At 48.8% G+C, this 26,052-nt stretch carries 27 protein-coding genes; 8 read left to right on the plus strand and 19 right to left on the minus strand.

From position 1 onward, the window contains the following. Positions 1 to 42: 42 nt before the first annotated feature. Together mdh and MJZ25_06670 are read right to left on the minus strand one after the other, a co-directional pair. Positions 43 to 990, minus strand: coding sequence for a malate dehydrogenase (gene mdh / locus MJZ25_06665; GenBank protein MCQ2123852.1), 948 nt, complete (start codon positions 988 to 990; stop codon positions 43 to 45). 100 nt (positions 991 to 1,090) lie between these two features. After that, positions 1,091 to 3,490, minus strand: a complete 2,400-nt coding sequence (locus MJZ25_06670; GenBank protein MCQ2123853.1) for a hypothetical protein — start codon at positions 3,488 to 3,490, stop codon at positions 1,091 to 1,093. 121 nt (positions 3,491 to 3,611) lie between these two features. On the opposite strand from MJZ25_06670, the gene MJZ25_06675 reads away from it, so the two are divergent. The 3 genes from MJZ25_06675 to MJZ25_06685 all read left to right on the plus strand — a co-directional run bounded on the left by MJZ25_06675 (position 3,612) and on the right by MJZ25_06685 (position 6,085). Further along, the gene (locus tag MJZ25_06675) at positions 3,612 to 4,340 is read left to right on the plus strand and encodes a sulfite exporter TauE/SafE family protein (protein MCQ2123854.1); all 729 of its coding nucleotides are present in this window, start codon (positions 3,612 to 3,614) and stop codon (positions 4,338 to 4,340) included. 197 nt (positions 4,341 to 4,537) lie between these two features. Continuing rightward, complete coding sequence (yfcE, locus tag MJZ25_06680) at positions 4,538 to 5,152, plus strand: phosphodiesterase (protein ID MCQ2123855.1); 615 nt, start codon at positions 4,538 to 4,540, stop codon at positions 5,150 to 5,152. Between the two features lie 48 nt (positions 5,153 to 5,200). Beyond that, positions 5,201 to 6,085 (plus strand): TIGR01212 family radical SAM protein, encoded by an 885-nt coding sequence (locus tag MJZ25_06685; GenBank protein MCQ2123856.1) that lies wholly within the window; start codon positions 5,201 to 5,203, stop codon positions 6,083 to 6,085. Between the two features lie 72 nt (positions 6,086 to 6,157). Here MJZ25_06685 and MJZ25_06690 read toward each other — a convergent pair whose 3' ends face one another. The 17 genes from MJZ25_06690 to MJZ25_06770 all read right to left on the minus strand — a co-directional run bounded on the left by MJZ25_06690 (position 6,158) and on the right by MJZ25_06770 (position 21,439). Beyond that, positions 6,158 to 6,832, minus strand: coding sequence for a hypothetical protein (locus MJZ25_06690; GenBank protein MCQ2123857.1), 675 nt, complete (start codon positions 6,830 to 6,832; stop codon positions 6,158 to 6,160). 9 nt (positions 6,833 to 6,841) lie between these two features. Then, the gene (locus tag MJZ25_06695; protein ID MCQ2123858.1) at positions 6,842 to 7,552 is read right to left on the minus strand and encodes a hypothetical protein; all 711 of its coding nucleotides are present in this window, start codon (positions 7,550 to 7,552) and stop codon (positions 6,842 to 6,844) included. An 83-nt stretch (positions 7,553 to 7,635) separates the two neighbouring features. Then, a complete protein-coding gene (locus MJZ25_06700) occupies positions 7,636 to 8,334 on the minus strand; it encodes a hypothetical protein (protein MCQ2123859.1) in 699 nt (232 codons plus the stop codon). A 31-nt stretch (positions 8,335 to 8,365) separates the two neighbouring features. Then, positions 8,366 to 9,070: a hypothetical protein gene (locus MJZ25_06705; GenBank protein ID MCQ2123860.1), complete on the minus strand. Its 705-nt coding sequence runs from the start codon at positions 9,068 to 9,070 to the stop codon at positions 8,366 to 8,368. Between the two features lie 31 nt (positions 9,071 to 9,101). Further along, entirely contained in the window at positions 9,102 to 10,331 is a 1,230-nt protein-coding gene (locus tag MJZ25_06710) for a beta-ketoacyl-ACP synthase (GenBank protein MCQ2123861.1), read from the minus strand. Then, positions 10,328 to 11,050, minus strand: coding sequence for a 3-oxoacyl-ACP reductase FabG (gene fabG, locus MJZ25_06715; protein ID MCQ2123862.1), 723 nt, complete (start codon positions 11,048 to 11,050; stop codon positions 10,328 to 10,330). The genes MJZ25_06710 and fabG overlap by 4 nt, the downstream gene beginning before the upstream one ends. Positions 11,051 to 11,095: 45 nt before the next feature. Beyond that, positions 11,096 to 11,581 carry a thioester dehydrase gene (locus MJZ25_06720; protein MCQ2123863.1) on the minus strand — a complete coding sequence of 162 codons (486 nt, stop codon included), beginning with the start codon at positions 11,579 to 11,581 and terminating at the stop codon, positions 11,096 to 11,098. Between the two features lies 1 nt (position 11,582). Then, positions 11,583 to 12,782 (minus strand): beta-ketoacyl synthase, encoded by a 1,200-nt coding sequence (locus MJZ25_06725; protein MCQ2123864.1) that lies wholly within the window; start codon positions 12,780 to 12,782, stop codon positions 11,583 to 11,585. Continuing rightward, the gene (locus tag MJZ25_06730) at positions 12,782 to 13,390 is read right to left on the minus strand and encodes a DUF3261 domain-containing protein (protein ID MCQ2123865.1); all 609 of its coding nucleotides are present in this window, start codon (positions 13,388 to 13,390) and stop codon (positions 12,782 to 12,784) included. The genes MJZ25_06725 and MJZ25_06730 overlap by 1 nt, the downstream gene beginning before the upstream one ends. A gap of 18 nt (positions 13,391 to 13,408) precedes the next feature. Then, complete coding sequence (locus MJZ25_06735) at positions 13,409 to 15,727, minus strand: MMPL family transporter (GenBank protein ID MCQ2123866.1); 2,319 nt, start codon at positions 15,725 to 15,727, stop codon at positions 13,409 to 13,411. Continuing rightward, positions 15,702 to 16,301, minus strand: coding sequence for an outer membrane lipoprotein carrier protein LolA (locus MJZ25_06740; protein ID MCQ2123867.1), 600 nt, complete (start codon positions 16,299 to 16,301; stop codon positions 15,702 to 15,704). The genes MJZ25_06735 and MJZ25_06740 overlap by 26 nt, the downstream gene beginning before the upstream one ends. Beyond that, complete coding sequence (locus MJZ25_06745; protein ID MCQ2123868.1) at positions 16,294 to 16,746, minus strand: acyl-CoA thioesterase; 453 nt, start codon at positions 16,744 to 16,746, stop codon at positions 16,294 to 16,296. The genes MJZ25_06740 and MJZ25_06745 overlap by 8 nt, the downstream gene beginning before the upstream one ends. Positions 16,747 to 16,759: 13 nt before the next feature. After that, positions 16,760 to 17,755: a lipid A biosynthesis acyltransferase gene (locus MJZ25_06750; protein ID MCQ2123869.1), complete on the minus strand. Its 996-nt coding sequence runs from the start codon at positions 17,753 to 17,755 to the stop codon at positions 16,760 to 16,762. A gap of 3 nt (positions 17,756 to 17,758) precedes the next feature. Continuing rightward, the gene (locus tag MJZ25_06755) at positions 17,759 to 18,505 is read right to left on the minus strand and encodes a glycosyltransferase family 2 protein (protein MCQ2123870.1); all 747 of its coding nucleotides are present in this window, start codon (positions 18,503 to 18,505) and stop codon (positions 17,759 to 17,761) included. 36 nt (positions 18,506 to 18,541) lie between these two features. Further along, positions 18,542 to 20,878: an AMP-binding protein gene (locus MJZ25_06760; protein MCQ2123871.1), complete on the minus strand. Its 2,337-nt coding sequence runs from the start codon at positions 20,876 to 20,878 to the stop codon at positions 18,542 to 18,544. A 7-nt stretch (positions 20,879 to 20,885) separates the two neighbouring features. Further along, the gene (locus MJZ25_06765) at positions 20,886 to 21,143 is read right to left on the minus strand and encodes an acyl carrier protein (GenBank protein ID MCQ2123872.1); all 258 of its coding nucleotides are present in this window, start codon (positions 21,141 to 21,143) and stop codon (positions 20,886 to 20,888) included. 23 nt (positions 21,144 to 21,166) lie between these two features. Beyond that, complete coding sequence (locus MJZ25_06770; protein ID MCQ2123873.1) at positions 21,167 to 21,439, minus strand: phosphopantetheine-binding protein; 273 nt, start codon at positions 21,437 to 21,439, stop codon at positions 21,167 to 21,169. A gap of 131 nt (positions 21,440 to 21,570) precedes the next feature. Between MJZ25_06770 and MJZ25_06775 the strand changes: the two genes are divergently transcribed. Genes MJZ25_06775 through argH form a run of 5 tightly spaced genes read left to right on the plus strand, consistent with a single transcriptional unit; the run spans position 21,571 to position 26,017 of the window. Further along, positions 21,571 to 22,662, plus strand: coding sequence for a class I SAM-dependent methyltransferase (locus MJZ25_06775; GenBank protein ID MCQ2123874.1), 1,092 nt, complete (start codon positions 21,571 to 21,573; stop codon positions 22,660 to 22,662). A gap of 20 nt (positions 22,663 to 22,682) precedes the next feature. Beyond that, positions 22,683 to 23,351 (plus strand): beta-ketoacyl synthase chain length factor, encoded by a 669-nt coding sequence (locus MJZ25_06780; GenBank protein ID MCQ2123875.1) that lies wholly within the window; start codon positions 22,683 to 22,685, stop codon positions 23,349 to 23,351. Further along, entirely contained in the window at positions 23,348 to 24,127 is a 780-nt protein-coding gene (locus MJZ25_06785) for a 1-acyl-sn-glycerol-3-phosphate acyltransferase (GenBank protein MCQ2123876.1), read from the plus strand. Before MJZ25_06780 ends, MJZ25_06785 begins: the two co-directional genes overlap by 4 nt. Before the next feature lie 10 nt (positions 24,128 to 24,137). Then, positions 24,138 to 24,512 (plus strand): hypothetical protein, encoded by a 375-nt coding sequence (locus tag MJZ25_06790; protein MCQ2123877.1) that lies wholly within the window; start codon positions 24,138 to 24,140, stop codon positions 24,510 to 24,512. Between the two features lie 14 nt (positions 24,513 to 24,526). Then, a complete protein-coding gene (gene argH, locus MJZ25_06795) occupies positions 24,527 to 26,017 on the plus strand; it encodes an argininosuccinate lyase (GenBank protein MCQ2123878.1) in 1,491 nt (496 codons plus the stop codon). Positions 26,018 to 26,052 lie beyond the last annotated feature (35 nt).

Here is a 26,052-nt window from a genome sequence, read left to right on the forward strand (position 1 = left end):
CTAAGGAGAGTTTTAGGGAGGGCGTAGCCCTTCCTAATCTGATTAGGTGTTTGCGTCAACCCATTCAGCGTTCTTCTTGCAAGCTTCGATAGACTTTTCGAAAGCTGCCATTTCAGCGTCGTTCATCTTCACTTCGAAGATCTTTTCGACACCGTTTGCGCCAATCACGCAGGGAACGCCGCAGTAGAGGCCCTTGCCCTTACCCTGGTATTCGTCGTTGAGCTTAACAGCGCAGGTAAGAACGCTCTTCTTGTCGAGGAGGTAAGCTTCTGCCATCTTGATAGCGGAAGTTGCCGGGCTGTAGAAAGCGGAGCCGCGAACGAGGAGAGAAACGATTTCGCCACCAGCGTTAGCAGTACGAGCAGCAAGTTCGTCGAACTTTTCCTTGCTCATGAGCTGCGGCAGAGGAATGCCACCGACGGAAACGCAGTCATAGAGGGAAACCATGGTGTCACCGTGGCCGCCCATAACGATTGCCTTAACGTCTTCAGCAGAAACGCCGAGTTCCATTGCAACGAAGCAAGCGAGACGAGAAGAGTCGAGAACACCAGCCATACCGATCACCTTGGAGGAATCGAAGCCAGTAACCTTCTGCATGTTGTACACCATTGCGTCCAGCGGGTTGGTGATAACGATAACGAATGCGTTCGGAGCGAGTTCCTTGATCTTGAGACCAACGTCCTTGATCACGCCGCAGTTGATGCCAAGAAGGTCATCACGGCTCATGCCCGGCTTACGGGGAACACCAGCGGTAACGATAACGACGTCTGCACCAGCGATGTCGTCGTAGTTGGTGGAACCGGAGAGGTTGCAGGAAGTGCCCATAACGGAGCGACCTTCCATAATGTCGAGGGCCTTACCCTTCGGCATACCTTCAGTCATCGGAATATCGATGAGGACCACGTCACCCAGCTGCTTCTGAGCGAGGACGAGAGCCATAGTACCACCAATCTGACCAGCACCAACGAGTGCAATCTTCTTTCTTGCCATGATTTTACCTTCCTTAATAAGGTGTTGAAAAATTTACGTCCTAAATATAGCACATTTAGACGAAACTGAAAAGGGGGCAAACTGCCCCTGGAGGCTCAATTTACTCATCCTTGACGCATCGAATAGAGTAGCCATACGTCTTATACTCTTCCGTATCAAGAATTACGTCCGAATAATTAGAGAAATACATAGTCTTGGCTGTAGTCGAAGAGGCATCTTCATCCAGCCAGAAATACGCACGCTCGCCCTTGCCTTTAAAATCTGATGAACTGGAATAATACCCTATGGGGAAAACGCCAAAGCCCCAGCGGTCCTTGCCACTTTCTACGCCTGCATAATAGGTCCATCCATCGGATGTCTTCAGGAGAGATGGCGTTGAACCATATTCCGAGAAACCACTCACAAAACCAAAAAGGGTTTTGAACTCATCCAGACTCGGCAAATGCCAACCAGAAGGGCAAGCACCCTTATACGGACGTTTTATTTTACAACGACTCACCCCACAAATCGCTTCTGCAGTATCTAAAGCCTGCGCCCAGGTGTAAAGCTTTCCGTAAGAACTGTACCTGATAGAATCGTTATCGTAGAATTTTCCATCTCCGTACGCAAGGTTTTCTGCCATCCACACCTGGTCTCCCATGGTAACGAATTTATAGGCTCTGCCATCACGCTTGTCTATAAAGCACGTATTCTTGTCGGCCCAGAAGGCCTTAGCCTCAAACCACTTGGTCGAGGAAGCCAATCGATTGGTGGAATAGGACGCACGGAGAGTTTCCTTATCCTTCACAAAGACTTTCTTCTCGAAGTTCTCTACATTTACAACCTCGGGATCCTTCGTGAATTCAACGTAACCGATACGCTCCGTACCATCTCCACCAGGAACCGTGTACATATCAACCAGTACACCATAAAAATCAGATTCTGACGAAACCCGGATGGTCACCGCATCGTTTTCGGTAAGGCTCTCATCCACCAGTTTCAAGACGGCCTTGTCAGTAACATCCATATACAAGGAATCACCGAAAGATACCGTTGCGTAAAGAGCAAATCCAGCCTTGGCCATATCCTTTGATACAGTCCCTAACGTTGCGTCTTTATACTGGATAAGAATGGTGTCCTTTTCATCAATGGCCAGAACACCATCATTCTTGAGGCCATTCATAAGGAATTCTCCATAGAAGTAATCCTTATATCTGTAAGCAACAGCGCGGATTTCATCGCCTTTTACCTTACTGGAGATCGTCACCTCTACGGAGTCCTTACCGCAACCTTCGTCATAGACATAGAAATGTCCCTTGGAGGCTTGGTTATATCGATCCGCATCAAACTCCACTCGGCTATCGGCATTTTTCTTCCAGTAGACAGTTACGTTTTCAAATGTCTTTTTTTCATCTTTAAAGGTATATCGCACATCAACTGTCAAAATTTTCGCAGGATCAGAATAGAAGTAGTTATCGTGATTCTTACCTTCATTCACAATAAAGAAACTTCCTTTATAAAGGCCACCTGCACCAGCAAGCTTGAGATGGGCGTCATAGGTACCGAAGCCGCCCTCATTTTCTGTATAATGACATTCATAGCCGTCGTTATAGCACAAAATCATGGATACCTGTATGGAATCTCCTTCGGCATTCTTATCATTAACGGTAACAACCACTTCGGCGCTGTCCCCGTAATACCAAGGTTTATCCAGGGAGATAAAGTCTCGTTCACCCTTGGAAGCTAGGATAAAGGCTACATTGCGTTTAATGACTCTTTCAGGGTTTTCATCCTTGTAGCTGACTACCACGTTATCCCCATCCTGCACCTTGATTGCCTGAGCGACAGAACTCTTTTCTGTGAAGAACAGCGTGGTATAGTAGTAACCATCCCTGAGTTTTGCTGTCAGGACAATACCCTTAGAATCAGAGGTACTGGTTACCGAAACTTCAACGGTATCCTTTTTAGCCAGGATATCGTTATCGCTAATACGGATGAGCAGGGAATCGGAATAGCTCCATACGGTATCTCCAATTTCCACATATTCAGCCGTATTGAATTCAATATCCGCCGTGGTTCCGCCATTGCCACCGGACAGGCCATTGGACCCATTCATAATGGTTCCTACAAGTTTTCCACCACAGTAAAGGTTTATGCCGGAACTATCAGGCAGGTATTCCCCAGTACAGCTTGTACCGTCCTTACCGTCAACCCCGTCTTTCCCGTCAGAACCGTTGCTACCATCAATTCCATCCGCACCATCGCTGCCTTCGTAAACGGGAATGTCGCCTACGCCATAGGCCTGCCATTCCTTATCCAGACAGAACATCAATTCGCCAGTACCTGTAATATAAGCGATGGCTCCTTCCTTGGACTTGTCACATTTTTTCAAGTCACTTTTAGAAGAAACCACCGTAAGAGTTGCATTTTCCTTAGCACTAGAGGAGTCTTCTCCGCAAGCGGTCATCAAAAGAGCACATGTGGAGAACAGGGCTACAAAAAACTTGCTGTATAATTTCATTTTTCCCTCTTGAATTTATTCAATGTCAAGTATAACAAACAAAAGGATACCGTTTGGAGGACGATTAGCTAAATTTGTGGTGCAAAGGGGTCCCGGCACGAATACCGAGATAACACAAGGAATGGAATTTACAGTAATTGACATACTTTTTGGAATGAGCTGCATGGGCAGTTTTATCCAGCGGGTCAGCGGATTCGGGTTCGGCATCTTTGTCATGACCGTTTTCCCCCACATTTTGCCTAGCTACGGCGAAGCAACCGCCCTTTCGGGAATGCTGGCCTGTTCCATGTCCCTGGTGGTGGCCTACCGCATGCGAAAGCACATCGTCTGGAAGGAAGTTTTACCTATCCTCGCCGTCTTTACGGTGGTCAGTTTCTTTGCTGTAGGGGCCGTGGCAAGTTTCGATGACAAGTTCCTGAAGCATATCCTTGGGGCAATCCTCATTGCCATCAGCATCTACTTCTTCTTTATCAGCGAAAAGATCAAGCTGAAACCGACCCTCCTTGCGCAGGTCGGGCTGGGAACATTGTCCGGCATCATGGGAGGGCTTTTCGCCATGCAGGGGCCGCCCTCGGTGCTCTACTTCTTGGCTTCCTGCGAAACCAAGGAGAAGTACATCGCCCACAGCCAGGTGTACTTCGCCCTAGGAAACCTGATGATGACATTCTTCAGAGCCGGAAACGGATTCGTGACAACTTCTGTGGGAATCGCCTACGGCTGCGGCATCGTTGGGGTAATCATCGGGACGGCAATCGGCGGAAAGGTGTTCAAGAAGATTTCCCACAAGGTTTTGAAGAAAATCGTGTACGTGTATATGGCTATTAGCGGCGTCGTAGCACTCTGCGCATAAAATTTCTACAATTTCAATGTCACTGCGAGACCTTTAGGTCGAAGCAGTCCAAGAAGATCCTTTCACACGTTCACAAGGTTTTGCTTTGATTGCTTCGTTTCCACAAAGTGGATAACTCCCACTAAGAGGCAAAGCCTCAAGTGTCGTATAACTACGTTCCTCGCAATGACATAAAAAAATACTTCTTACAACATTCTATGAGAGCTTTAATTCTTTCTGATATTCATGGTTCTGCTGCCGCAGCCCGAGCTGCCCTCGCCTACTTCGAGAAGTTCCACTGCGACAAGATTTTCCTGCTGGGAGACACCCTCTACCACGGCCCCCGTAATCCGCTTCCCGCGGGGCACGGCCCTATGGGCGTCGTAGAGGCGCTCACGCCTTACAAGGACAAGATCATCGCCGCCCGCGGCAACTGCGACGCCGATGTGGACCTGATGATGCTGGATTTCCTTATCGAGAACGAATACGCCTTGGTTGAAGACGCCATTGTGAACGCCGCGGGCGAGCAAAGAATCGTCCGCATGTTCCTGAGCCACGGGCACATCTTTATGCCGGAATGCTTCCCCGCCAATGCAATGAGCCAGCTGGAGCCCGGCATCAAGGAAGAACGCCCCATCGATGCCTACCTTTACGGCCACACCCACATTTACGACCTGAAGAAAAACTTCAAAGGCGTGCTCATGGTGAATCCCGGATCCACCAGCCTGCCCAAGGGCGGCAACCCGCCTACCTTCGGCCTCTATGACAACGGCAAGTTCAGCATCCACCATCTGGACACCGGCGAAGAACTGGCCTCTGCAAGCCTAATTTAGCGCAATTCACTATTTTGACTTTTAAGCAAACGATTATATATTAAAGCTATGCATTATACACCTTATCGCGATTTATTGCTTAAAGTTTTCCCGAACTACCTGAAGGTTCGTAAGCTTCCGTTGAACGGAGGCATGAGCTGCCCCAACCTGGATGGAACCAAAAGCTACTCTGGCTGCAGCTACTGCAACAACCGCAGTTTCAGCCCGGTGTACGACTTGGCAAAGGTCAGCATCCAGGAACAGTTGGACGAATTCGTACCCAAGCTTCGCGACAAGTATCCTAACGCAGGCATCTTGGCCTACTTGCAGCCCTATACCAACACCCACGCACCGCTGGAACACCTGATGGGCATCATCAACCCCATCATCAGGCACAAGGAAATTGCCGGCCTTGCCATCGGCACCCGCCCGGACTGTCTTGAAAGCGACAAGGTGGCCTACCTTGGCGAAGTAAACCAGGAAAAGCCGGTGATTGTGGAAATCGGTTTGCAAACCGCCAACGACATGACCTTGGCAGCCATCAACCGCCGTCACACTCTGGCAGAATTCGAAGATGCCGTAAAGCGTTGCCAGTCCGTAGGCCTCACCGTCACCACACACGTGATCGTGGGCCTCCCCGGTGAAACCATGGAAGATTTCAAGCGCACCGCCCAGGTGGTCCGCGACCTGAATCTGGCCGCCGTCAAGATTCACCCGCTGCACATTGTGACAGGCACCGCCATGGCCCAGGACTTTATCGCAGGCGAATTCAAGCTTTTGGAATTTGAGCAATACTGCGAAGCCGTCGCCGAAATGATCAAGATTATCGGCACAGAAACCGCCATCGAACGCTTCAGTGGAGAAAGCCCCAGCGACATGCTCATCGCGCCCAACTGGTGCGGCGAACGAGACAAGATTATCGCCACCGTGGAAGAACTTCTCAGCAAAGCATAAAAAAATTACGAGACAATCTCCACGAAAGCCTCGACTAAAAATTAAAAGCTCTGCAACCGCAGAGCTTTCCTTTTATCTCTTTAAAGCAATGGACAGCTGAATGCCCGCCGACATTCCCACACGCCCTTTGACCTCGTAGGTTTCATTGGCATCCACACCACTTAAATTCTTGAAAGTAACGAAACCCGCAACACCAACATCTACACTTTGTGTAGAAATGAAATCATCACCGAATTCAATTTTCCAGGTAAAGACTTCATCGTCTGCAAGCCCTTCACATCCTAAGTAGCCAATACCAAGCTGAGCAGCAAGGAACAAGCCTTCCAAGGCAGGTTTCTGGGTCAAGGGATAGAATTTAGCACCAGCATGAATGCCTAGTTCCAAGTAAGTCGCCGTACCATTCTTTTTGCGAGAATCTTCAAAGTGCCAGTCACCGGAACCAAACACAATGTCTATGCCAGCAAAATAGGCAACCCAGCCCTTCGGGATAATTCTTCCCAAGTCAACGGAAAACCTGGACACTTTTCCACTGAAGTAAAGATCCTGGTAATCCTCTAAATCTTTAAAATATTCATATCCGCTAATTCGCGGAAGTTCTACTGCAAAAGAACCTTGAACAAAGGATTTCGCCCTTGGTTCTCGATCTTCTGCAGCCTTGATTTCCACATCTACATCTGCATAACGAATTCCAGCAAACGCAAACTGGCTCAAGACCGCAACAAGAACAGGGAACAGGCACTTTTTCATGACTATAAACTATCGACGAATTAAATTCACAGCAAAGCCAACTGCAGTACCGGAAATACCGCCCAGTCGTCTACTGCTGTAGTAATCGTAATATTCGTCATCAAAGCTTTGGAACAAAACAAAGGCCTTTACACCGGCGCCCCAGCGGTCGTTAAGCCTCCAGATATTACCAACCATGACCTTTACACTGACAAAGTCTTCGGTGTAGTAGTAGTTGTAATCTTCATGATCTGCATCAGATGAACCAATGCCAAGTTCCATACCAAAGAACATACCGTCGAGGTTCGGAGTATTTCTGAGGGGGAAGACCTTGAAGCCCACATTGAAATCAAAGGTATAGGAATCAAAATCCTTGATTTTATCACGAGAACCGCTAAAGGACATGCGGCTGCTACCACCAGCGTAGTCGAAGCCAATGTATGTAGCGAACCACCTCCTGAAATTCATGCCAAGGTCAAGGGAAAGCAAAAGTCCCGTTCCGCTAAAGGAGGCTCTGGAAATTTCATCGCTGCTTCCAGAAAAAGATCCGCTGACAGATTGAGCCAAGGCACCAACAGAGGCTTCCACATAGAAGCTGTTTCGAGTCAACAAATGTTCGGGAAGAGTGGATTGCACTTCCTCGGGTGCAGTTTCATCGTAGTAAGTCTTATACTCAAGGGCAAGAGCCGACTGAGCAAAGGCGAAAGATGCGAGAATCAAAGCTAAAAATGATTTTTTCATATAGTCCCCCTATTTTAGCAAAAGATTTATTTTGCGAATAACTTACAAAATTACTACACGCAAAACAAAGCTTTTAAAGAAAATTATCGTCTCATGACGGTAAACAGAAGGCCTACAGTGGCGCCACTGCTTTCTTCGTATTCGTAATAATCGTAATCTTCTGTGGAGAACATCGCGTTAATGGTATAATAGAATTCAACACCAAGGCTGATGCGACGAGTAACATCCCATACATAGCCAACTTCAAACTTAAGGCTTATACCCGGTTCATCGGCAACATTCTCGTTATCTCTGTCCAAGGTGATAAATTCACCCACAAAGCCAATGGTCGAACCGAAATTCAGGCCCTTTAATGCGGAAGAACTTCTAAAGGGATAAAAAAGTGTACCCAAGTTGATATCAAACTTTGATAACGACGCGTCGTAGCAACTAGAGCGAACACAGAAATCACCGCTACCAATAGTGAAATCCATGCCAAAAAAGACAGCAAACAATCTCTTGAAGTTAACACCAAATTCGGCAGAAACATACTCGCCAATGCCAGAAAATTCACCTGTATAACTAGAGCTATTGGTTTCATGATAGATTTCAAAGAATTCGGAACTGAAACCTGTATTGGCTCTCCAGAAGAAACTGCTGCGGAAGCCGTTGTCAGACTTGTTATCAACATAGGATGCATTTTCCGCAGTTCCTGCACTTTCAAAAACACTGTAAGTGGTTTTTGCAAAGGACTGGGACACAGCCACTGCAGCCAAAAGGACTGCCATCATCAACTTTTTCATTTTTGTTTTCCTTTAATTCCCTTTTTTCAAATTAACGTCTCATAACGGTAAATGCCAAGCCGAAAGACGAAACATCATAGGTACCACCCATCCAGCCATATTTCCAATGGGCAACCAAACCTAAACTGGTATGTTTGGAAACATCCCAAACATATCCAACCTCAACCTTAGTGCCAATGAACAGCATATTGATAACGTCGTAGTAATCTTCATTATCGTCTATAGTACCATACTCAATACCAATAGAATTTTCAAAGCCAATGAAGAGTTCCTTCAAATGCGGAGTCTCTCTAAACGGGTAGAACAGGACTCCTATGTCAAAGTAGAATTCCTCAAGCCCAGCCACCAAGGTAACGTCGTCACGAGAACCCTCGGCATCATGAGTCCAGTCACCATCACCAGCAGCGGCGCTTATACCTACATAAAAGGCGCAGAATCTTTTGAAGCTGATACCAAGGCTCAAGTCCATGTCATAGACAATGCCAGACCAATTTTCCATGGCTCCATCTGTGAAGTTTCTGGAATCATGATCAATATCTACAAGGGACATGCCAGATGTTGCCCTCATGAAGAACGCATTACGGAAACCCTTCCTTTCGACCTCTTCCCACTTTTTCTCCGACTGCTTCGTGGCGACGCTAGTTTCCACTTCTGCGCCTTCGTAGTTCACGGTGTAGGATGTCGCAGCAGAGGTAAATCCTACCAACGCTAAAAGAACAACAATCAGTTTTTTCATTTTCCTAACCTCATTGCTTTTGAATGAAAAACTAGACTTTCTTGAAGATCAAAGACGTATTGATTCCACCGAAGGCGAAGTTGTTGGACATGATGTATTCCACATCCATTTCGCGACCGGAGCCCGTGATGTAGTCCAGAGGAGCACATTCCGGATCAACGTTTTTCAAGTTCAGGTTCGGACTAAACCAGCCCTTGTTCATCATGTGGATGGCAAGCCATGCTTCGATGCCACCGCAAGCGCCCAAGGTATGACCGATGTAGCTCTTGAGGCTGGACAGGGGAACGGCGCGACCCTGCAAGGCATTGTAGGTTGCCCAGCTTTCGGCAACATCGCCATGATGGGTTGCAGTGCCGTGACCATTGACGTAACCGATAGCTTCGGGAGAAAGACCGGAATCCTTCAAGGCCAGTTCCAAGGCAACCTGCATGGTTTCCTTCTTGGGCTGGGTAATGTGGTCACCATCGGTATTGTGGCCAAAGCCAACCAGTTCTGCATAAATCTTTGCGCCACGGGCCTTGGCATGTTCATATTCTTCCAGAACCAGGGTGCCGGCACCTTCGCCAATCACGAGGCCGTCGCGGTTCTTGTCGTAGGCGGCAGGTGTGAGTTCCGGGGTATCGTTCTTGACGCTGGTTGCGAACAAGGTATCAAACACAGCGGATTCCGTGGGATCCAGTTCATCGGCACCACCAGCCACCATCACATCCTGCATGCCGTACTTAATGGCTTCATAAGCATAACCGATGGAAAGGCTGCCGCTGGTACAGGCTGTATTCGTTGTAATCAGTCGGCCGGTCATGCCAAAGAACACACTGATGTTCACGGCGCAAGTCTGGGGCATGGAACGGATATAAGTAGTTGCGGTAATCTTGGAGCAATCGTAGGGCGGATTCAACATGGAGAAGAAATCCATCAAGGGATTTACGCTACCCATGGAAGAGCCGTAGGCCACGCCCACGCGACCGGACTTCAAAAGTGCAGGATCCTCAGTAAGGCCCGCAACCTGCATTGCCTTGTCGGCAGAAGCCAGGGCCAAAACACCTACGCGACCAGCACCGCGAATTTTCTTGCGGGGATATTCAGGCAAATCGTAAAGAATTGGACCGGCAAGGCGAGTGTTCATCTGGGTAAACTTGTCCCAGTCACTCATGCGGACAATACGATTCTTCAAGGAATGAAGACTTTCAAAGACTTCATCGATTTCTGAGCCAAGAGAGGAAATACAGGATCCGCCTGTAACTACGACTCTACGGTTCATGCCAAACCTCCATTTACAGAAATTACCTGACGAGTAATATAAGCAGCGCCCTCAGACAGCAAGAACACGACTGTGGCGGCAACTTCTTCGGGCTTACCCACGCGCTTCATGGGAATTGCAGGCAGAATCATATCCAGGGGAGCATCCTTGATCATCTCGGTCTCGATGACACCGGGTGCAATGCTGTTCACGGTAATATTTCTGCTGGCAAGTTCCGTAGCCAAAGCCTTGGTTGCACCAATGAGGCCTGCCTTGGAAGCACTATAGTTCACCTGGCCACGGTTACCGATAACACCAGAAACAGATGAAATGGTAATGATGCGACCGCGCTTCTTGCGGCAAAGGGGCATTACCAGGGGATGAACTACATTAAAAAATCCATTCAGGTTTGTATCGATAACCTTGTCCCAGTATTCGTCGGTCATGGCCGGGAAAGCGGCATCGGCGCAGACACCGGCGTTGGTGACAATACCATAGTAGGTGCCGTTTTCTGCAATATCCTTTTCAAGGACTTCACGGCACTGTTCGCGGTCACGAATATTGAACTGCAGGGTACGAATGCTTCCACCAGCTGCACGAATTTCTTCAGCAAGGGCTTCCACCGGAGCAGCGTTCTTGTTATAGTGAGCAACAACAGTATAGCCAGCCTGGGCAACAGCCTTGGCAATAGCTTGTCCAATGCCACCACTGGCACCTGTAATTAAAACCTGATTTTCCATATAGGCGGAAATTTAGAATTATTTAAGTAAACGCAGGGAAAAGAACTACAAACCCAGGGATTGTTTTGGGTCAGGAACTTCCACTGTATTTAGAACACCATCTGCAGCAAGAACGCCATTTTCAGGGGTTCCTACAAAAGCCTGACCTTCAAACGTCACAGCCATGTCCATACGGATGGTCTGGTGCACTCTGAGGGTAACCACATCGCCCTTCTTGAATACCGGCACATGGGAATTGAAACTGGACACACTCATGATGAAGCCCACCTTGGGAGCCTCATTGTGGGCACGGCCAAAAATACCGGACATCAGGGAAATGCTCTGAGCCATGTACTCGAAGGAAATCCACACCGGCACGCCACCCAGGTTCTCGTCATAGAACAGGTTGGACTCGTTTATATCCACCTGGGTTTCTATGGTAATGGTTTCCAGATCGTAGTTCTTGACACGATCCAAAAGGAACATCTTCCCCTTATGGGGAACAAGCTGTTCCAGGTCGCTTTTCTTGTTCAGGTCCAAATCAATTTCCATATTACTTTTCCAAACTATCGGTAATCACCAAACTTGCATTGCAGCCGCCAAAGGCAAAGGAATTGCTGAGGCAGCGCTTGAGGCGGGCAGGTTTTTCACCAGGTGTAACCAAGTGAACCTTGGGTATTTCAGGATCGACAACGCCATCGTTGAGGTGGGCCGGCAAAACCTGGTTCTTGAGAGCCAGGCAGCAGAAAGCCGTTTCCAGGGCGCCAGATGCGCCCAGGGTGTGGCCGGTCAAAGCCTTGGTGGAACTGATGGGAACGTTCTCCCCTAGGAGGCGATTGACTGCAAGGCCTTCCATGGCGTCGTTCAACTTTGTACCTGTTCCGTGGAGGTTCACATAGTCAATCTGGGACGGTTCCAGTTCCGCATCTTCTAGGGCGGCCTTCATGGCCTGGTAGGCACCTTCCCCATCGGCACGGGGCGCAGTAATATGGTCGGCATCGGCGCTTTCACCAAAGCCTTCCACCACCAAGCCCCGGCATTCTTCCTTACAAAGGGCTTCGCATGATTCTCGGGTGATCACGAAATAGGCTGCAGCGTCACCCAAGGTAAGGCCAGAGCGGTTGGCGCTAAACGGATTGGTGGGTTTGTCGCTCATGGCTTCCAGAGAAGCAAAGCCTAAAATCACAGGCAGAGCGGCAATGTCAACGCCACCTACGATGGCAGCGTCGCAGTTACCAGCATAAAGGTTGTTGCGGGCAGAGACAAAGGCGCTGACGCTGGAGGCGCAGGCCGTTGAATGCACTTCCATCATGCCCTTGATGCCATAACGTTCCGCCACGTACTGGGCAGGAAACTCTACGCTCTGGAATTCAAGGGAATAACCTTCCGGATAGGAGCCAGTTTCCTTGAGACATCTTAAGGCCTGCAGGGAAGCTTCGGAGCCATTGTCGCAAGAACCCAGGAAAATGCCAACGCGGTCTGCACCGAACTTATCCACCATCTTGCGGACAGAATCATCGATCTGATTAAGGGCAGCATTGCTCAAGCGATTAATGCGATAGTCAAACTTGGGATTTTCCACCTTGGGCAAAGTGTTCATATCAATGATTGCCGCAGGGCGCATCACGCCATCCACATCCAGCAGGCTAAACTCCCCACGTTCTCCGTGGGCTAGCTTTTCAAGAACAGTATTCTTGTCGCCACCTAAAATGCAATGGAAGCCAAAGTCGTTTATGTACAAAGGTCGTTTCATCAATTGGATCCTAACGTGATGTGATACTTGTAGCGTCGTAGTTCATTGACCAGGTTGATTTCGGAACCTTTCTTTTCCACCTTCAAAATGGTCTTTCCATTTTCAGAAAGGGTTCTGACAAAACCATTCACGTTCAGTTCTTCGCTAAATTCAAAACCGGAGCGTTCAAAATTTTCCTTCAAGGCGTCAAAGGGGTAAAAGCAAATCTGAAAATCCGCCAGTACGTACTCGGCCTTCATCTTGTTCACATCCATTACAGAACTTTCAAAGGACACACTGTCCCCCACGTAGGTCAGTTCCGCAAGGGTGGTTCCAAATCCGCCAAACAAGAAAACCGACAAAATGGAATCATTGGCTCGTACCCAGGTATCCCCATCAAAACTGGTTTCGGAACCATCTTCCTTAATAAACGTCCCTTCCAGATGCTGGGGCATATCCATGGGGGTCTTCATGGCGCTCGTAGGCAAAAGAGCAATAGAGTGAGTATCCGAATAGAACACCGGAGCTGAACCGGGCTTTACCAAGGACTTATGGCACGCTGCCATAAACATGCTTACCCCAAGGCAAGCAAGTAAGGTAAAGAATGATTTCAGGGAGCGATACTTCACGAATCAAAAGGTAGAAAACTATGGGCTACCTTTTTTCGAGGGCAACGCAGAAAGGGGCGATAAAGCAAAGCAACAAAGAATTCCCAAAAGGGTTGCCAGGCCAAAAGTGGCCACAGGAGTAAAACTACTGAAGGAAAGGCTACCAAAGGAGATTACCGTGGTTGCCGCAGAAAGCATTACCGCCAAAGCCGTGGTCAAATTATTGCGTCCGCCTTCCTTAAAGAATAACGCATAGTCAATGCCGATTCCAAGAGTAAGGATAATGCCCACGATGGCAAAAAAGTTAAATGGAATTCCTGCATAGCCAAAGACAGAAGCCAGGAATAGGCATGCAATGACCGGAGCGCGAATCACACGGACTGCCTCGCGGAACCGATACACGCAAACAAGAATCACAAAGACAATTGCATAGGCGACGGCCACCAGAAACAACGCAACTCGGGAAAGATTAGTCAGCGTGTCGTTGATGTTTCCCATCTTATTGACGGCGTACACCTGATCCATACCGCCGGCTACATTCGCAATGTCAAAATTCTTGGAAGCGTGTAAGGGCAGAACGGCGCTGTAGAACTTGCCGTTCACTTCACCAATCCAAAGCATGTTCAATAGCGACTTGAAGGACTGGGGATATTCATTTTCGACAGTCAGAAATTCCGGCGTTTTTAAGGAGCTATCCTTCGCAAACAACGTACTGTCCTTCGTTACCGCAGCGATGCCTTCGAATGTTTCCCTTTGAGTTTTGATGGAAGGCAGGAAAGAACTTGCGGCAAGATAATTCTTGATCAGGGAATCATTCTTTGAAGCGTCCAGACGTTCACAAAGGGATTCTTCCCGTTGCAAGACATCCTCGGCAGATTCTCCTTCCACAATAAAGTAGTTTGCAGAAATGCCCAGGTTGTTCAGCCTTGCGCTAAGCATTTCAGAAGCCTTCAATTCGTCACTCATGGTATACATGGTGCGCATATCAGTTTGCACATTCAACAAGTAAAGGCCAGGCAGGAGGGCAACAACGAAAAACACGATGACAATGTTTTGCAACTTGGCTCCAGTCCCCTTCGCAAATACATTGTACAATGAAATGAATTTCTCCGGAACAATTGTGGGGAGCTTCACCCCACCCTTATTTACTGGCAGACAGGGGAACAAAAGAAGGATGGTGGTAAAGGAGCTGGCGAGGCCCGCCAAGGAGAACACAGCCATTTGTTTGAGCAACGGGAAGTCCGCAAAAGTCAAGGCTATATAGCTCAGCTCCGTCGTCATGAAACCAAGAATAAGCCCCTTCAATATATGGCTTCGAACATCAAAGCCGGAACCGCCCTTTTTCCAATCCGTAAAGAAATGGATGGCATAGTCAATGCTTACGCCAATGACACTGGTTCCAAAGACGAAGGTGAAGATATGGATGCTTCCAAAAAGAAGCCAAGTCGTAGCCAAGGCAGCAGCGGCAGCAACACCAATAGATCCGATAGTACAAAGGATGGGCAAAGGAGAGCGATATACCGACAGCAGCAAGATCAAAATCAACACCATGGAAATCCCGGAAATCCAAGCAATTTCGCTTTGTGCATTTTTGGAACTTTCGTAGCTATGGAAGGGGACTCCGGACTTTGCAATTTTCAGCCCGGGTACAGCCGAGCTGAGGGAATCCAAAGTTTTATACAGGCGGCCCAGCACATGTTCATCGTTTGCCATGGCGGAAGTGCTATTGGAAATCACGGCACTCCACATCACATACGTTACATTGGAATCTGTAGCCGCAAGAACTCCATCACGGAGAGAAAACTTGCCGCTCATCAAGGGCGATTCCAATGTGAAGTAGTCAAAGCTCTGCTCGCCCAGCAAAAGGGGATCTTCATCCAGTTTGCTTAAGTCGGCCATGCTGAAAACACCGTAAATTTTCTGGTCTGCGGCGTTTTGCAAACTTTGGAGATCGCCTTTCTTCAAGGCCTCCCGAACAAAGGGGCTCTGCAACACATAACGATGTTCAAAAAGGAAATTTTTCATTTCCTTCATGGCGTTTGCATCTACATGAAGGCGGGTTTCTTCAAAGCCAGCGTCATTGACAAATGCGCCATCGAGAACAATCGCGGCATTCTTTGCCACTTCAAAATTTTCGTGACCAAACAGCACAGAAATGTTTCGCATGGAGCGGGCGCTCAGGGCCTTTTCCGCTTCACTCACATTTTTGAATTCGCTGGAATCCGGCAAGACTGAATAAAGGTCCGTTTCCACATTCCAAGGGCACAACAAACCAAGCACCAAAAGGATGGCATGGAGAGCCACCCAAATCCCGATGCAGATGGGCTTGCGCTTAATGGCTGTGATTACTGAATTCATAAACCGTGGAATTGCCTTCCCCATCCATCAAGGTAACCTTGTCCAATTCGGCGGAAGCTTCCAGCACCATGCTAGCAATCACAGCACGAACCGCATCTTCCTTAGGAACAAGATTCACCATATAGGACTTGCCTGACTTTTTGAAGGTCACGTCAAAATGCATTTCAAGTTCATCCACCTTGCCCGAAAAAACAGACTGGATGGTCTTGGAAAATTCGGCAAAAACGGCATTGTCCTTGGCTGCCATTTCCATCTTCTTTCCGTTAGCGGATTCCTGGATCATCTTGTCGCCGGAAATGGTCAATTTGCTGGGGAACGGTTTTTCAACGTTCCACAAGATGCCTTCGCCGTTAGTAATCTTGAAGGTGCCTGTAGAGACAAATTCGCGGTTCAGTTTCTTGATGGTCTTGATCTGCTTGAAATTTCCCTGGGTCACCTTATGTGCGGTCATGGCGGACATGGCTTTGACCAGTTCTGCCTTGGAGCCAGCATTAACAGGAGCCGCATTTGGTGCAGCGAAGCCCACTGTGGCGAACAAGCTCACCAAAAGAATGACGCAAATTCTCTTAAGCATTTTCGCGGCCGTTGCTTTCGGAGGTTTCTTTTTCACGGGCCTCGCATTCACGGACCTTTTCCACAAAACACATGGGGCTTCCCACCTGGGATTCCTTGGTCTTCAAGTCCACAGCCATCTGGGTGCTTTCGGCCTTGGTCAGCAACTGACCTGTGGCGGCATCGGTAAACTTGTAGGAAAGTTTCAAGCAAATTTCGTATTCCTGCAAAGTCACTTCACAGCGGACCTTCTGCATAAAGAACATGGGACGCAAATACTTGACGTGCATGTCCACCACAGGCCACACGTAACCGCTCTTGGTCATTTCGTTATAGTCGTAGCCAATCTTTCGGAGCAAAGCACAGCGAGCCACCTCCATGTACTTTACGTAATTTCCGTGCCAGGCAACCTGCATGGAATCTACATCATAAAACTCGACCTGAAACTCGACACATTCCTTAATCATAATCTTAGCTCAACTAGTCTACGGACTTTTCCCAAAAATTGTAGAAATTATACCACTGGTACGGATGCCTGAGGCAATGCTTTTCCAATAAACCTGTGTATTCCTGCAGCAACATCTTGATCTTTGCAGGACGCTCCTTGCGAGGGCCGCTTAAATCGGTCTTGGCGCGGACCACATGCATTTCGTAAGGAGACTGAATGTCGAAATCCTTCTTGCGGATGGCAAATACGAAATAGATGGGAGCGTTTAGCACCCCAGCCAGCGTAAAGGAACCTTCTGGGAAGCTTGCAGTTTCGCCCAGAAATTCCGTTTCCACGTTTCTATTTCTGGAATTGGCAGAAGTTCTATCGCCAGCGATCACCACAAGATTACCTTCGGCAATACGCTCCTTCATCCATACAGCAGAATCCACACCGATGGAATTGGCGTCCACCACCTGGTCCATCAATTCCGGGTTCAGTTCACGAAGCAAGGCATTGAACTTGGAAGTGCCCGAGAAATCCACCACCGGGAAAACCTTGAAATCATTCTTGGTATGTCTTTCACCATAGCCCGTCAGGGAGCGTAGCATTTCCATATTGCCCAAGTGAGAACAAAGGAGGAATGCACCTTCCCCATTTTCAAGCTGGTTCACCAGCATGTCCAAATCATCGTTCTGGGTTTCCAGCTGATTCAACTTGATGGAGCCGCGGAAGCCGCGGAGTTTTTCCATCATGGAAAGGGCAAAGGAGAGAATATGCTTGTAGGTTCCCAAAAAATCCGGACGCTTCTGCTGAACTTTCGCCAAATGATCCAGGTAGACACGGGAACGTTTGCGCACAGGCATTGCCCCGATCCAGAAGAAAAAGCAAATCAACGCCGTAAGGATTTCCACCAGGAATAAAGGCAGGTGGCACACAATCCAAAGCATGAAACGGAAATGCCAAAGGCTTCCGCCCACTTCCTTCACTTCGGACCAGTGTTCGTCCTTTGTCGAAGTTTCACTCTGCTTTTCAGACGTTTCGATCATTCCCTACTTCTTCTTGAACAACTTGCGGGCAATAAGCATCGGGCTACGGATAATCATGCCAAAGCACAACTTGGTGTGGGTTGCAGAAATGGCAATGTTATCGTGCAGGGCTCGGAAATTGGAAACGCCGTCTTCCGGATAGGTCACGTGAATCGGATAGAAATTCATCTTGATTCCCGCCCAAGACATGCGGACCATAATTTCGATATCAAAACCCATGCGCAAATTGGTCATCTTCTTTGCGATGGGAACTACCTTGTCCAATGGATAGACTCGGCAGCCGCACATGGTGTCGGGAATGGACATGGACAACGTTTCGACGCAAACCCAGAAATTGGTAATCTTGCGCCCCTGTTCACGAGCCTTGGGCACGGTACCATCGTACTGCGGGAAAGCAGAAATCAGATTCTGGGGGTGCTTTTTGGAAGCCTTGATAAAGAAGGGAATGGCGTTTACATCGTGCTGGCCGTCGGCATCGATTTGCAAGGCGTGGGTAAAACCCAGGCGGGCAGCTTCAACCAAGCCGGACACTACAGCACCGCCCTTTCCTTTGTTCACTTCGTGAGTGACCAAGTAGGTGTTCGGAACTTCCTTAGCGATGGTTTCCAGAATGGCATGGCCTTCGGGTGCATTGCCGTCGTCCACCAAAATCACAGCCAGGCCTTCCTTGGAAAGGGCCTCAGCTACATGGCGGGAAGCAGCCTCGTGACGATACACAGGGACTACAGCACAAAACTTTTGTTCAGACATTTTTTCCATAATCAGGGGGATCCCGGGTCATCCCCGTCAAGCGAGGACAAGCGCCCGGGATGACATGTTGGAGGCGGAATCATCTACAAGCTTCATAAGAATGGAACCGGAAGAAAGGGACTTCGTTCCTGTTTCATCCACAAAGCTGAAGGTCAGTTTACCCTTTTCCTCATCGTAGTTCAACTGGAGTTCCACAGGGGTATCCGGGAAAATGGGGCTGGTAAACTTGGTGCGGTTGATCTTTACGATTTCTGAAGGAACCTTCAAGAAGGTACGGGCCAGCAACAAGACCATGTTCACCTGGACCACGGCGGGCAACAGCTTGAATTCCGGGAAATGACCATCGTAGAAATCGCTGGTGATGGGGAACAAAAGCTTCGCTCTAAAGGAGCTTACGTCCCTCTGCATTTTCAGAATCTTGAAGTTGGGGCTTTCAGGCAGGCTAAAGAGGTCCTGGATATCGCTCATCTTGATTTTTCCCATAAGGTCCTGGGGCAGTTCCTCCAGGTAGCGCCACTTCTTGGGCGTTACCGTATTTTCCAGATACTGACACAGGTAATTCCTAAAGAATTCGTTGATTTTAAGTTTTGCACAGTTGGCAAATTTTTCACGGCCGGCTTCGTTCAGCACGATAGCTGCAGCAAGGAACTGGCGCTTGCTTACCATAGGCACAACACGGACATCGTGTACAAGGCCAGTAGACTTGAGACGTATTTCCACTTCGGGCAAGGAAATTCTCTTTTCCTCAATTTTTACGATGGAATCAGCACGGCCCTTCAGCACAAAGCTCCCGTCGGCCTGAAGTTCCGCCAGGTCGCCGGAGGTAAAACCTTCGGGTTCCAAGACCGCAGCGGACTTGATGTTGAGGCAGCCATTTTCAGCAAGACTCATCTTGCAAAATTCAAAAGGAGTCCACAGGTTACCGGAGCCGCTTTGCCTATGGGCAATAATTCCTGTTTCTGAGCTTCCGTAGATTTCGGTAGTCCAGCATCCGGTCAGTTCATGAGTCTTCTGGGCCACATCTTCGGGCAGAACGCCGCCCGCAGAAAGGATCACGGGCACAGTCTTGAAATCAAGGGGCTTTTCCAGATCCACCACCAGACGCTTCAAAAACGCTGGGCTAGAAACGACTACAGCCTGCGCGTCAGTAAGCTTTGTCAATTCCGTGGGGAAATCAAACCGACGCCTGCGGAAAGGAATGCCTGCAGCCAGCGGGAAAATCACCGCAAAGGGCAGGCCAAACATGTGGTGATGATTCACGGTACTGTAAATTTCACGACTCATCCACTGGTCGCCAAAATACTTCACCTGCTGTTCAACTTCTTTTTCCAGCTGGGAGAACATCTTGAAAACAGCCTTGGGCTTGCCTGTGGTACCGGAAGTGTACACCACCATCTCGGCCTTGTCCATATCAAACTTGCCAAATCGTATTTCGTTAGTTTCCTGTTTAAGCAAGTCCTGGATCATGGTGGCACCACCAGGCGCAAAAGGCTCGTCGGTAATGAACCCGCAGTTTTCTTTCTGGATTTCCTTGATAAAGGCGTCCTGGCGGTTGGCAGAAACCAAGGCCTTACGACAGCTCTGGAGCATAGCCACCAAGGCCACTAAAAAGTAGTAGACATCGTCGCAGTGAAGAATCCAGGGAATGTTCTCCTGGGATTCCAAGAAGATTCGAACCTTGGATACGTCAGAGACAAAATCCTTCCACGTTGTAACCGAGGAGTCATCGAAGCAGAACTTCGCACCTTCGGGGCGGGAGTTCACTTCCAACTCGCTTACGGGAACATAGGACTGTAACTTTCTCTGCATCACTTTTCGAACCACAAACTCAATTGCAAAAAATAATCCGATTAAAATGTAGGAAATTAGCCCGTTGTACAAGGACCAAAGCCTGTCGGAACCCACGAACACAGTGAGGGCAGCAACACTTGCGTTTGCAACAAAGAAAATGCACCAACAAAAAGTCACCTTGTCGCAGTAATTTTCCACGTAGTTACGGCTGGGGGAATTTTTAATGCTTTTGTCCCCAAGGTTTGCCATGCGAAAAACAAAACTGGGCTTTTTCCAGAGGGTAACGCCAAAGAACAGAAGCAGGCTCAAGTTTACAAGGACCGGGTAGAACTTGAGGAACAGCAAACTGTCCGCGAAGAGCGCCACCGTTCCGCAGACCAACATCAAAAGGACCAGGATTCCATTCTTGGCCTTGCCACCGTCGGCATTCTTGGAGCGAGTGAAATTCAGGAACTGATAAAAAGCAAGCGCCAAAAGCAAAATGCTCAGGCGCCTAGGCGAAAGGTCCCACATGGTGAGACCACAATATACAAGAACCGGATAAAGTACGCTCAGCGCGGTAAAGAAAACCTTTCCCGCCATAGGACTCTTACTTAGCTTCCGAATCCTGGATGAGGTTGTAGATAGCATCTACCACGTCCTGCATGGTGCGGACGGTCTTGAAAACCTCAGGATCGATGTTACGGGGAAGAATAGACTTCAGCTTCACAATCAAGTCGACAGCGTCAATGCTATCCAGTTCCAGATCTTCGTAAAGACGGGCTTCGGGGGTGATCTTGGCTTCGTCCATTTCGAAGTCTTCCACCAAGGCAGACTTCATCTTTTCAAAAATTTGCTGTTTATCCATGGTAATGTTCCAAATAACCCGATTTACTTTTGATTAGCGGCAACGTAGGCAGCGAGGGCGCTTACAGAGGCAAAATGTTTCTTGGTTTCTTCGTTCTGCACGGCAAAGGATACGCCAAAGGCATCCTTGATGGCAATGCCAAGTTCCAGTGCGTCGATGGAATCGAGACCCAGACCTTCACCCTGAGCATTTGTACCGAAAATAGGTGCATCATCAATGATATCAGCGGGGGTGATATCTTCCAGTTCCAAAGACTTAATCAAAAGTTCTTTAATCTTGTTATTCAAATCGGACATTATATACCTTTACAAACTGTTTTACAAAAAAATAACAAAATCTCCCTTTATTGTAAAGGAACCCCTAAATTCTTGCGTTTTGGACGGATATAAAAAACTATATTTTCACCAAAATTTAACCAGAGTCTTTCATGTTCGACTTTTATATCAACGACAATATTTCCGCTATTGACGCCAAATTCGAAGCCCAGAAGATAGCCTTCGCCCCCCTCAGTTTTCAGGCAGCCCGCGCTCTTCGCGACATGGGCATTCTTGAACTGATCAGCGAATCCCGCAAAAAGGGCATCACCATCTCCGAAATTTCCAAGAAGTTGAATATTTCCCTGTACGGCGTAGGCGTCCTTACTGAAATGGGTCTTGGCATGGGCGCCCTTAAGGTTCATCCGGATTCTGCCGAAGACGACCTCCGCCTGACTCTCGGCAAGGTAGGCTTCTTCCTTCTGAAAGACGAAATGACCCAGGTGAACATGGACTTTTCCCAGGACATCTGCTACCGCGGTGCCGAGAACCTCGAAGAATCCATCCGCGAAGGAAAGCCCGCCGGTCTCCCCCATCTGGGCAACTGGAAAACCGTTTACCAAGGATTGTCCCAGCTTACCGACCAGCAGAAGAAGAGCTGGTTCGGCTTTGACCATTTCTATTCCGACCTGGCCTTCCCCGAAGCACTGCCTATCGTTTTCGAAAAGTCCGTAGGTCGCCTCTTTGACATTGGCGGCAACACTGCAAAGTGGGCCATCGCCTGCTGCAAGTACAATCCCAACGTAAAGGTTTCCATCATCGACCTGCCGGGCCAGACTGCCGTTGCCGAAAAGAACGCTGCCGCTGCCGGTTTCGCAGATCGCATCGACACTATTCCCTGCAATGTGCTAGACGAAACCACCAGTTTCCCGGAAGGAGCCAACGCTGTTTGGATGAGCCAGTTCCTGGACTGCTTCTCCCTGGAAGAAATCACAAAAATTTTGACCAAGATCCGTACTGCAGCCTCCCCCGAAACCGACGTGTACGTTCTTGAACCCCTGTGGGACAAGCAACGTTTCGAAGCCGCCGCCTACTCCCTGCAGGCAACCTCTTTGTACTTTACCTGCATTGCCAACGGTAACAGCAAGATGTACCGTTTCGAAGAACTGAAGAAGGCAATCGAAATTGCAGGCTTCGAGCTGAAGGAAGCCCACCACAATGTAGGCATCAACAGCTACTCCCTGCTGCGTTTCCGCACAAAGTAAGAACAGCCCCATCGCAGTTTATGGAAAAAGTTTATATAGAACGATTCGCAAGTTTCGTGCCAACCGAGGCGATGCCCAAGCCGGACGTTTCCTTCGTACCCATGCTTACCCGCAGACGTCTAAGCAACCTGTCCCGTATGGTGGTCTACACTAGCGAAAAGATTTCCAAGGACGAAAACGGCAACGTCCTTCCCCCCTGCAAAATTACATTTGCATCCCAGTATGGCGAAATTACGCAACAGCTGAAGATTGCAGAAATTCTGATTGACACAGGCAAGGTTTCTCCATCCCATTTTAGTTCGTCTGTATTCAACACCCCGGTGGCAAACGCAACAATTCTCGAAAAGAATACCGCCGGATACTCCGCTGTTTACGGTGGCAAGAACGCTTTTTCCGACGGTCTTGCCGATTGTCTCGCCGCCATGGAAATCGAGTCCGCCGAAGATCGCAGTTTTATTTTTGCCGAAGAACTCATTCCAGAAAAGTACGCACCCATCGCTGGAGTTCCCTACCCCAACGTAGTCTGCGCCGTAGCCCTTCGCCTTACCAAGGACGAATCCAAGGCAGACAAGCGCTACAAGGATTTCGATTTGAACCTAGCTTTGCAAAACCTCAAGTTTTTGCAAGCTAATTTCAACACCGCTTCCGACCAGGCCCTGGCATTTATCATGTCCGTTCTCGAGTTATGATTTTCGCAAAAATCAAGTATATTTGGAGAATCGTCGGCAAACTCAGTTCCTTTGCTGTTTTTGGCATAGGAAGTTTCATTCTTGGTTCGACGATTTTTCCAGTCCTTCACTTGATTTCCGGTTTTTCAGCAGTTCGCTTCCGCCGCATTACCCGAAAGTTTATTTCAAGATCCTTTGTGGTTTTTGTCAAGTACATGGAGTTCGTTGGGACAATCAAGGTTTCCGTCCAGGAACGAGATCTTTTAAAAGGAGCCAAGTCCAAGGTCATCATCGCAAACCATCCATCCCTTTTGGATGTGGTGATTTTGATTTCCCTTGTGCCCAATGCAGACTGCATCGTCAAGGGAGCCTTAATTGACAATAAGTTTATCTCAGCAATCATACGAAACCTGTACATACCCAATACGTTGCCCTTTGAGGAACAGTTGGAGATGGCAGCAAAATCCATGGCCGAGGGCAACAACTTGATCATCTTCCCCGAGGGAACTCGTTCAAGAACTGGAGAGCCATGGCATTTCAAGAAAGGTGCCGCACGTTTTGCCATCTACACCAAGAGCGACGTGGTGCCGGTTTATTTTGGTGGCAACGAAAAAATTGGTCTTAGAAAGTACGACAAGATGCTATCCCATAATCCCACGAATCCGTACATATACGAGTTGGAGGTACTCCCCCAGATTTCCGTAGCGGAGTACTTGAACATGCCCGCATCAAAAAGTGCAATTCTATTGACAGACGCAATGAAAAACGTCCTTGAACAAAAGCATCTAAATAGTTAAATTGAATAGCATGAAAAAGACTTTTATTCTTATCGCCATCTCTAGCGTTGCAGCTTTTTTCTCTGCTTGCGGAGGTAGCTACAGCAACCACCAAACCGTAGAACAAATGAGTCAGCCTTTCGTCTGCGAAGGTCTTCATATGAAGAACGCTAAGTGGGATTTCGTGGATGACTACGGCATGAAAATCCATGTTGATGGTCGCTGCCATGCAGGTCGCAGACACGGTCAGTTCAATTTCTACTCAAACAACGAGATGCTTGCCAAGACCAAGTTTGTAAAGGGCGAAGAAGTCAAGACCGCCTGCATGATCAAGGGTAAGCAGATGAGAACCACTTTGGAAAAATGCATGAACATTCACGCTAACGAAAAGAATAGAGCCAAGTAATTTTTGAGGTTAATATGTCCAAGAATACCAAGACCGTTAAGGCTGCAGCTAAGGCTAGCAAGACCGTTCCCGCCGCAAAGGCTGAAAAGAAATCCGCCGGCAAGTCCGGTACCCAGACCAACATGTGGACCGGCCGTTTCGCTAGCGGTATGGCTCAGTCCATGGTGGACCTCTCCTTCAGCCTTCACTTCGACTCTGAACTCATCGAAGAAGATATCGAAGGCAGCATCGGTCACGGCAAGGGCCTGGTAGAATCCGGCGTCTTGACCAAGGCAGAATACAAGAAGATTTGCGACGGTCTCAAGACCATTCTCGACGATTACCATGCAGGCAAGAACCTGTGGCAGCCTTCCGACGAAGACATCCACATGGCCGTAGAACGCGTGCTTACCGAACGCATCGGCGCTTTGGGCAAGAAGATCCACACAGGCCGTAGCCGCAATGACCAGGTCTGCACCGACTTCAAGCTTTACATGCGTCACCGCGCAGCAGAAATCCGCGCTCTTGAAATTGAATTGATGGAAGTGGTCCTGGACCTTTCCAAGAAGTACTTCGGCAAGCTGATGCCGGGCTACACCCACCTGCAGCAGGCACAGCCCATCTACTTCAGCCACTACCTCATGAGCATGTTCTTCGCAGTGAGCCGCGACGTGAAGCGTCTGGACAACTTCCTGGAACTCCACTCTCAGCTGCCTCTTGGTAGCGGCGCTATGGCTGGTTCTGCATTCCCCTACCAGCGCGCCCTGGTTGCTGCAGAACTCGGCTTCAAGGACGTGAGCCCCAACTCCATCGACGCCGTGAGCCACCGCGACATGATGCTGGAATTCAACGCCGACCTCGCCATCATCGCAAACACCATGAGCCGTTACGCCGAAGATTTCGTGAACTGGAGCACCAGCGAATTCGGATTCCTCACCTTGCACGATGCCTTCAGCAGCGGTTCCTCCATGATGCCCCAGAAGAAGAACCCGGACTCCATGGAACTCATCCGCGGCAAGTCTGGCCGTATGCTGGGTAACTTCAGCGCTATGTACACTTTGGTGAAGGGCGCTCCCCTCTCCTACAGCCGCGACCTGCAGGAAGACAAGGAACCGGTATTCGACAGCGTTCACAACGTGAAGGTCATCCTCCGCGTCATGAAGGAAGCTCTGGAAACTGCACGTTTCAACTTTGACAAGATGGAAGCAAAGATGTTGCCGGCCCTGTTGGCAACTGACCTGGCCGACCTTCTGGTGGAAGCTGGCGTTCCCTTCCGCGATGCTCACCACGTTGTGGGTAGCCTGGTTGGCGAAGCCGCTCGCAGCGGTAAGGAATTCACCGACCTGTCCGACGAAGCTTGGGCAGCCGCCGGCGTTCCCGATGTGCAGAAGATGAAGAAGACCCTGACTTTCGAATACAGCGTTGGTCGCCGTAACATCGAAGGCGGTACCGGTCCTAAGTCTGTAAAGCAACAGTTCGGTAAGGCCGAAGCTCTCTTGAAAAAGTTCAAGGTCGTTAAGAAGTAACTTCTATAGAGGATGCTTAGATTGCCACGGCCCTT

This window comes from Fibrobacter sp., assembly GCA_024399065.1.
Lineage (GTDB): Bacteria > Fibrobacterota > Fibrobacteria > Fibrobacterales > Fibrobacteraceae > Fibrobacter.

Excerpts from the sequence above, each read along its gene's own strand:
- mdh (MCQ2123852.1), bottom strand. The coding sequence starts at position 990 with ATGGCAAGAAAGAAGATTGCACTCGTTGGTGCTGGTCAGATTGGTGGT.
- MJZ25_06670 (MCQ2123853.1), bottom strand. The coding sequence starts at position 3,490 with ATGAAATTATACAGCAAGTTTTTTGTAGCCCTGTTCTCCACATGTGCT.
- MJZ25_06675 (MCQ2123854.1), top strand. The coding sequence starts at position 3,612 with ATGGAATTTACAGTAATTGACATACTTTTTGGAATGAGCTGCATGGGC.
- yfcE (MCQ2123855.1), top strand. The coding sequence starts at position 4,538 with ATGAGAGCTTTAATTCTTTCTGATATTCATGGTTCTGCTGCCGCAGCC.
- MJZ25_06685 (MCQ2123856.1), top strand. The coding sequence starts at position 5,201 with ATGCATTATACACCTTATCGCGATTTATTGCTTAAAGTTTTCCCGAAC.
- MJZ25_06690 (MCQ2123857.1), bottom strand. The coding sequence starts at position 6,832 with ATGAAAAAGTGCCTGTTCCCTGTTCTTGTTGCGGTCTTGAGCCAGTTT.
- MJZ25_06695 (MCQ2123858.1), bottom strand. The coding sequence starts at position 7,552 with ATGAAAAAATCATTTTTAGCTTTGATTCTCGCATCTTTCGCCTTTGCT.
- MJZ25_06700 (MCQ2123859.1), bottom strand. The coding sequence starts at position 8,334 with ATGAAAAAGTTGATGATGGCAGTCCTTTTGGCTGCAGTGGCTGTGTCC.
- MJZ25_06705 (MCQ2123860.1), bottom strand. The coding sequence starts at position 9,070 with ATGAAAAAACTGATTGTTGTTCTTTTAGCGTTGGTAGGATTTACCTCT.
- MJZ25_06710 (MCQ2123861.1), bottom strand. The coding sequence starts at position 10,331 with ATGAACCGTAGAGTCGTAGTTACAGGCGGATCCTGTATTTCCTCTCTT.
- fabG (MCQ2123862.1), bottom strand. The coding sequence starts at position 11,050 with ATGGAAAATCAGGTTTTAATTACAGGTGCCAGTGGTGGCATTGGACAA.
- MJZ25_06720 (MCQ2123863.1), bottom strand. The coding sequence starts at position 11,581 with ATGGAAATTGATTTGGACCTGAACAAGAAAAGCGACCTGGAACAGCTT.
- MJZ25_06725 (MCQ2123864.1), bottom strand. The coding sequence starts at position 12,782 with ATGAAACGACCTTTGTACATAAACGACTTTGGCTTCCATTGCATTTTA.
- MJZ25_06735 (MCQ2123866.1), bottom strand. The coding sequence starts at position 15,727 with ATGAATTCAGTAATCACAGCCATTAAGCGCAAGCCCATCTGCATCGGG.
- MJZ25_06740 (MCQ2123867.1), bottom strand. The coding sequence starts at position 16,301 with ATGCTTAAGAGAATTTGCGTCATTCTTTTGGTGAGCTTGTTCGCCACA.
- MJZ25_06745 (MCQ2123868.1), bottom strand. The coding sequence starts at position 16,746 with ATGATTAAGGAATGTGTCGAGTTTCAGGTCGAGTTTTATGATGTAGAT.
- MJZ25_06750 (MCQ2123869.1), bottom strand. The coding sequence starts at position 17,755 with ATGATCGAAACGTCTGAAAAGCAGAGTGAAACTTCGACAAAGGACGAA.
- MJZ25_06755 (MCQ2123870.1), bottom strand. The coding sequence starts at position 18,505 with ATGTCTGAACAAAAGTTTTGTGCTGTAGTCCCTGTGTATCGTCACGAG.
- MJZ25_06760 (MCQ2123871.1), bottom strand. The coding sequence starts at position 20,878 with ATGGCGGGAAAGGTTTTCTTTACCGCGCTGAGCGTACTTTATCCGGTT.
- MJZ25_06765 (MCQ2123872.1), bottom strand. The coding sequence starts at position 21,143 with ATGGATAAACAGCAAATTTTTGAAAAGATGAAGTCTGCCTTGGTGGAA.
- MJZ25_06770 (MCQ2123873.1), bottom strand. The coding sequence starts at position 21,439 with ATGTCCGATTTGAATAACAAGATTAAAGAACTTTTGATTAAGTCTTTG.
- MJZ25_06775 (MCQ2123874.1), top strand. The coding sequence starts at position 21,571 with ATGTTCGACTTTTATATCAACGACAATATTTCCGCTATTGACGCCAAA.
- MJZ25_06780 (MCQ2123875.1), top strand. The coding sequence starts at position 22,683 with ATGGAAAAAGTTTATATAGAACGATTCGCAAGTTTCGTGCCAACCGAG.
- MJZ25_06785 (MCQ2123876.1), top strand. The coding sequence starts at position 23,348 with ATGATTTTCGCAAAAATCAAGTATATTTGGAGAATCGTCGGCAAACTC.
- MJZ25_06790 (MCQ2123877.1), top strand. The coding sequence starts at position 24,138 with ATGAAAAAGACTTTTATTCTTATCGCCATCTCTAGCGTTGCAGCTTTT.
- argH (MCQ2123878.1), top strand. The coding sequence starts at position 24,527 with ATGTCCAAGAATACCAAGACCGTTAAGGCTGCAGCTAAGGCTAGCAAG.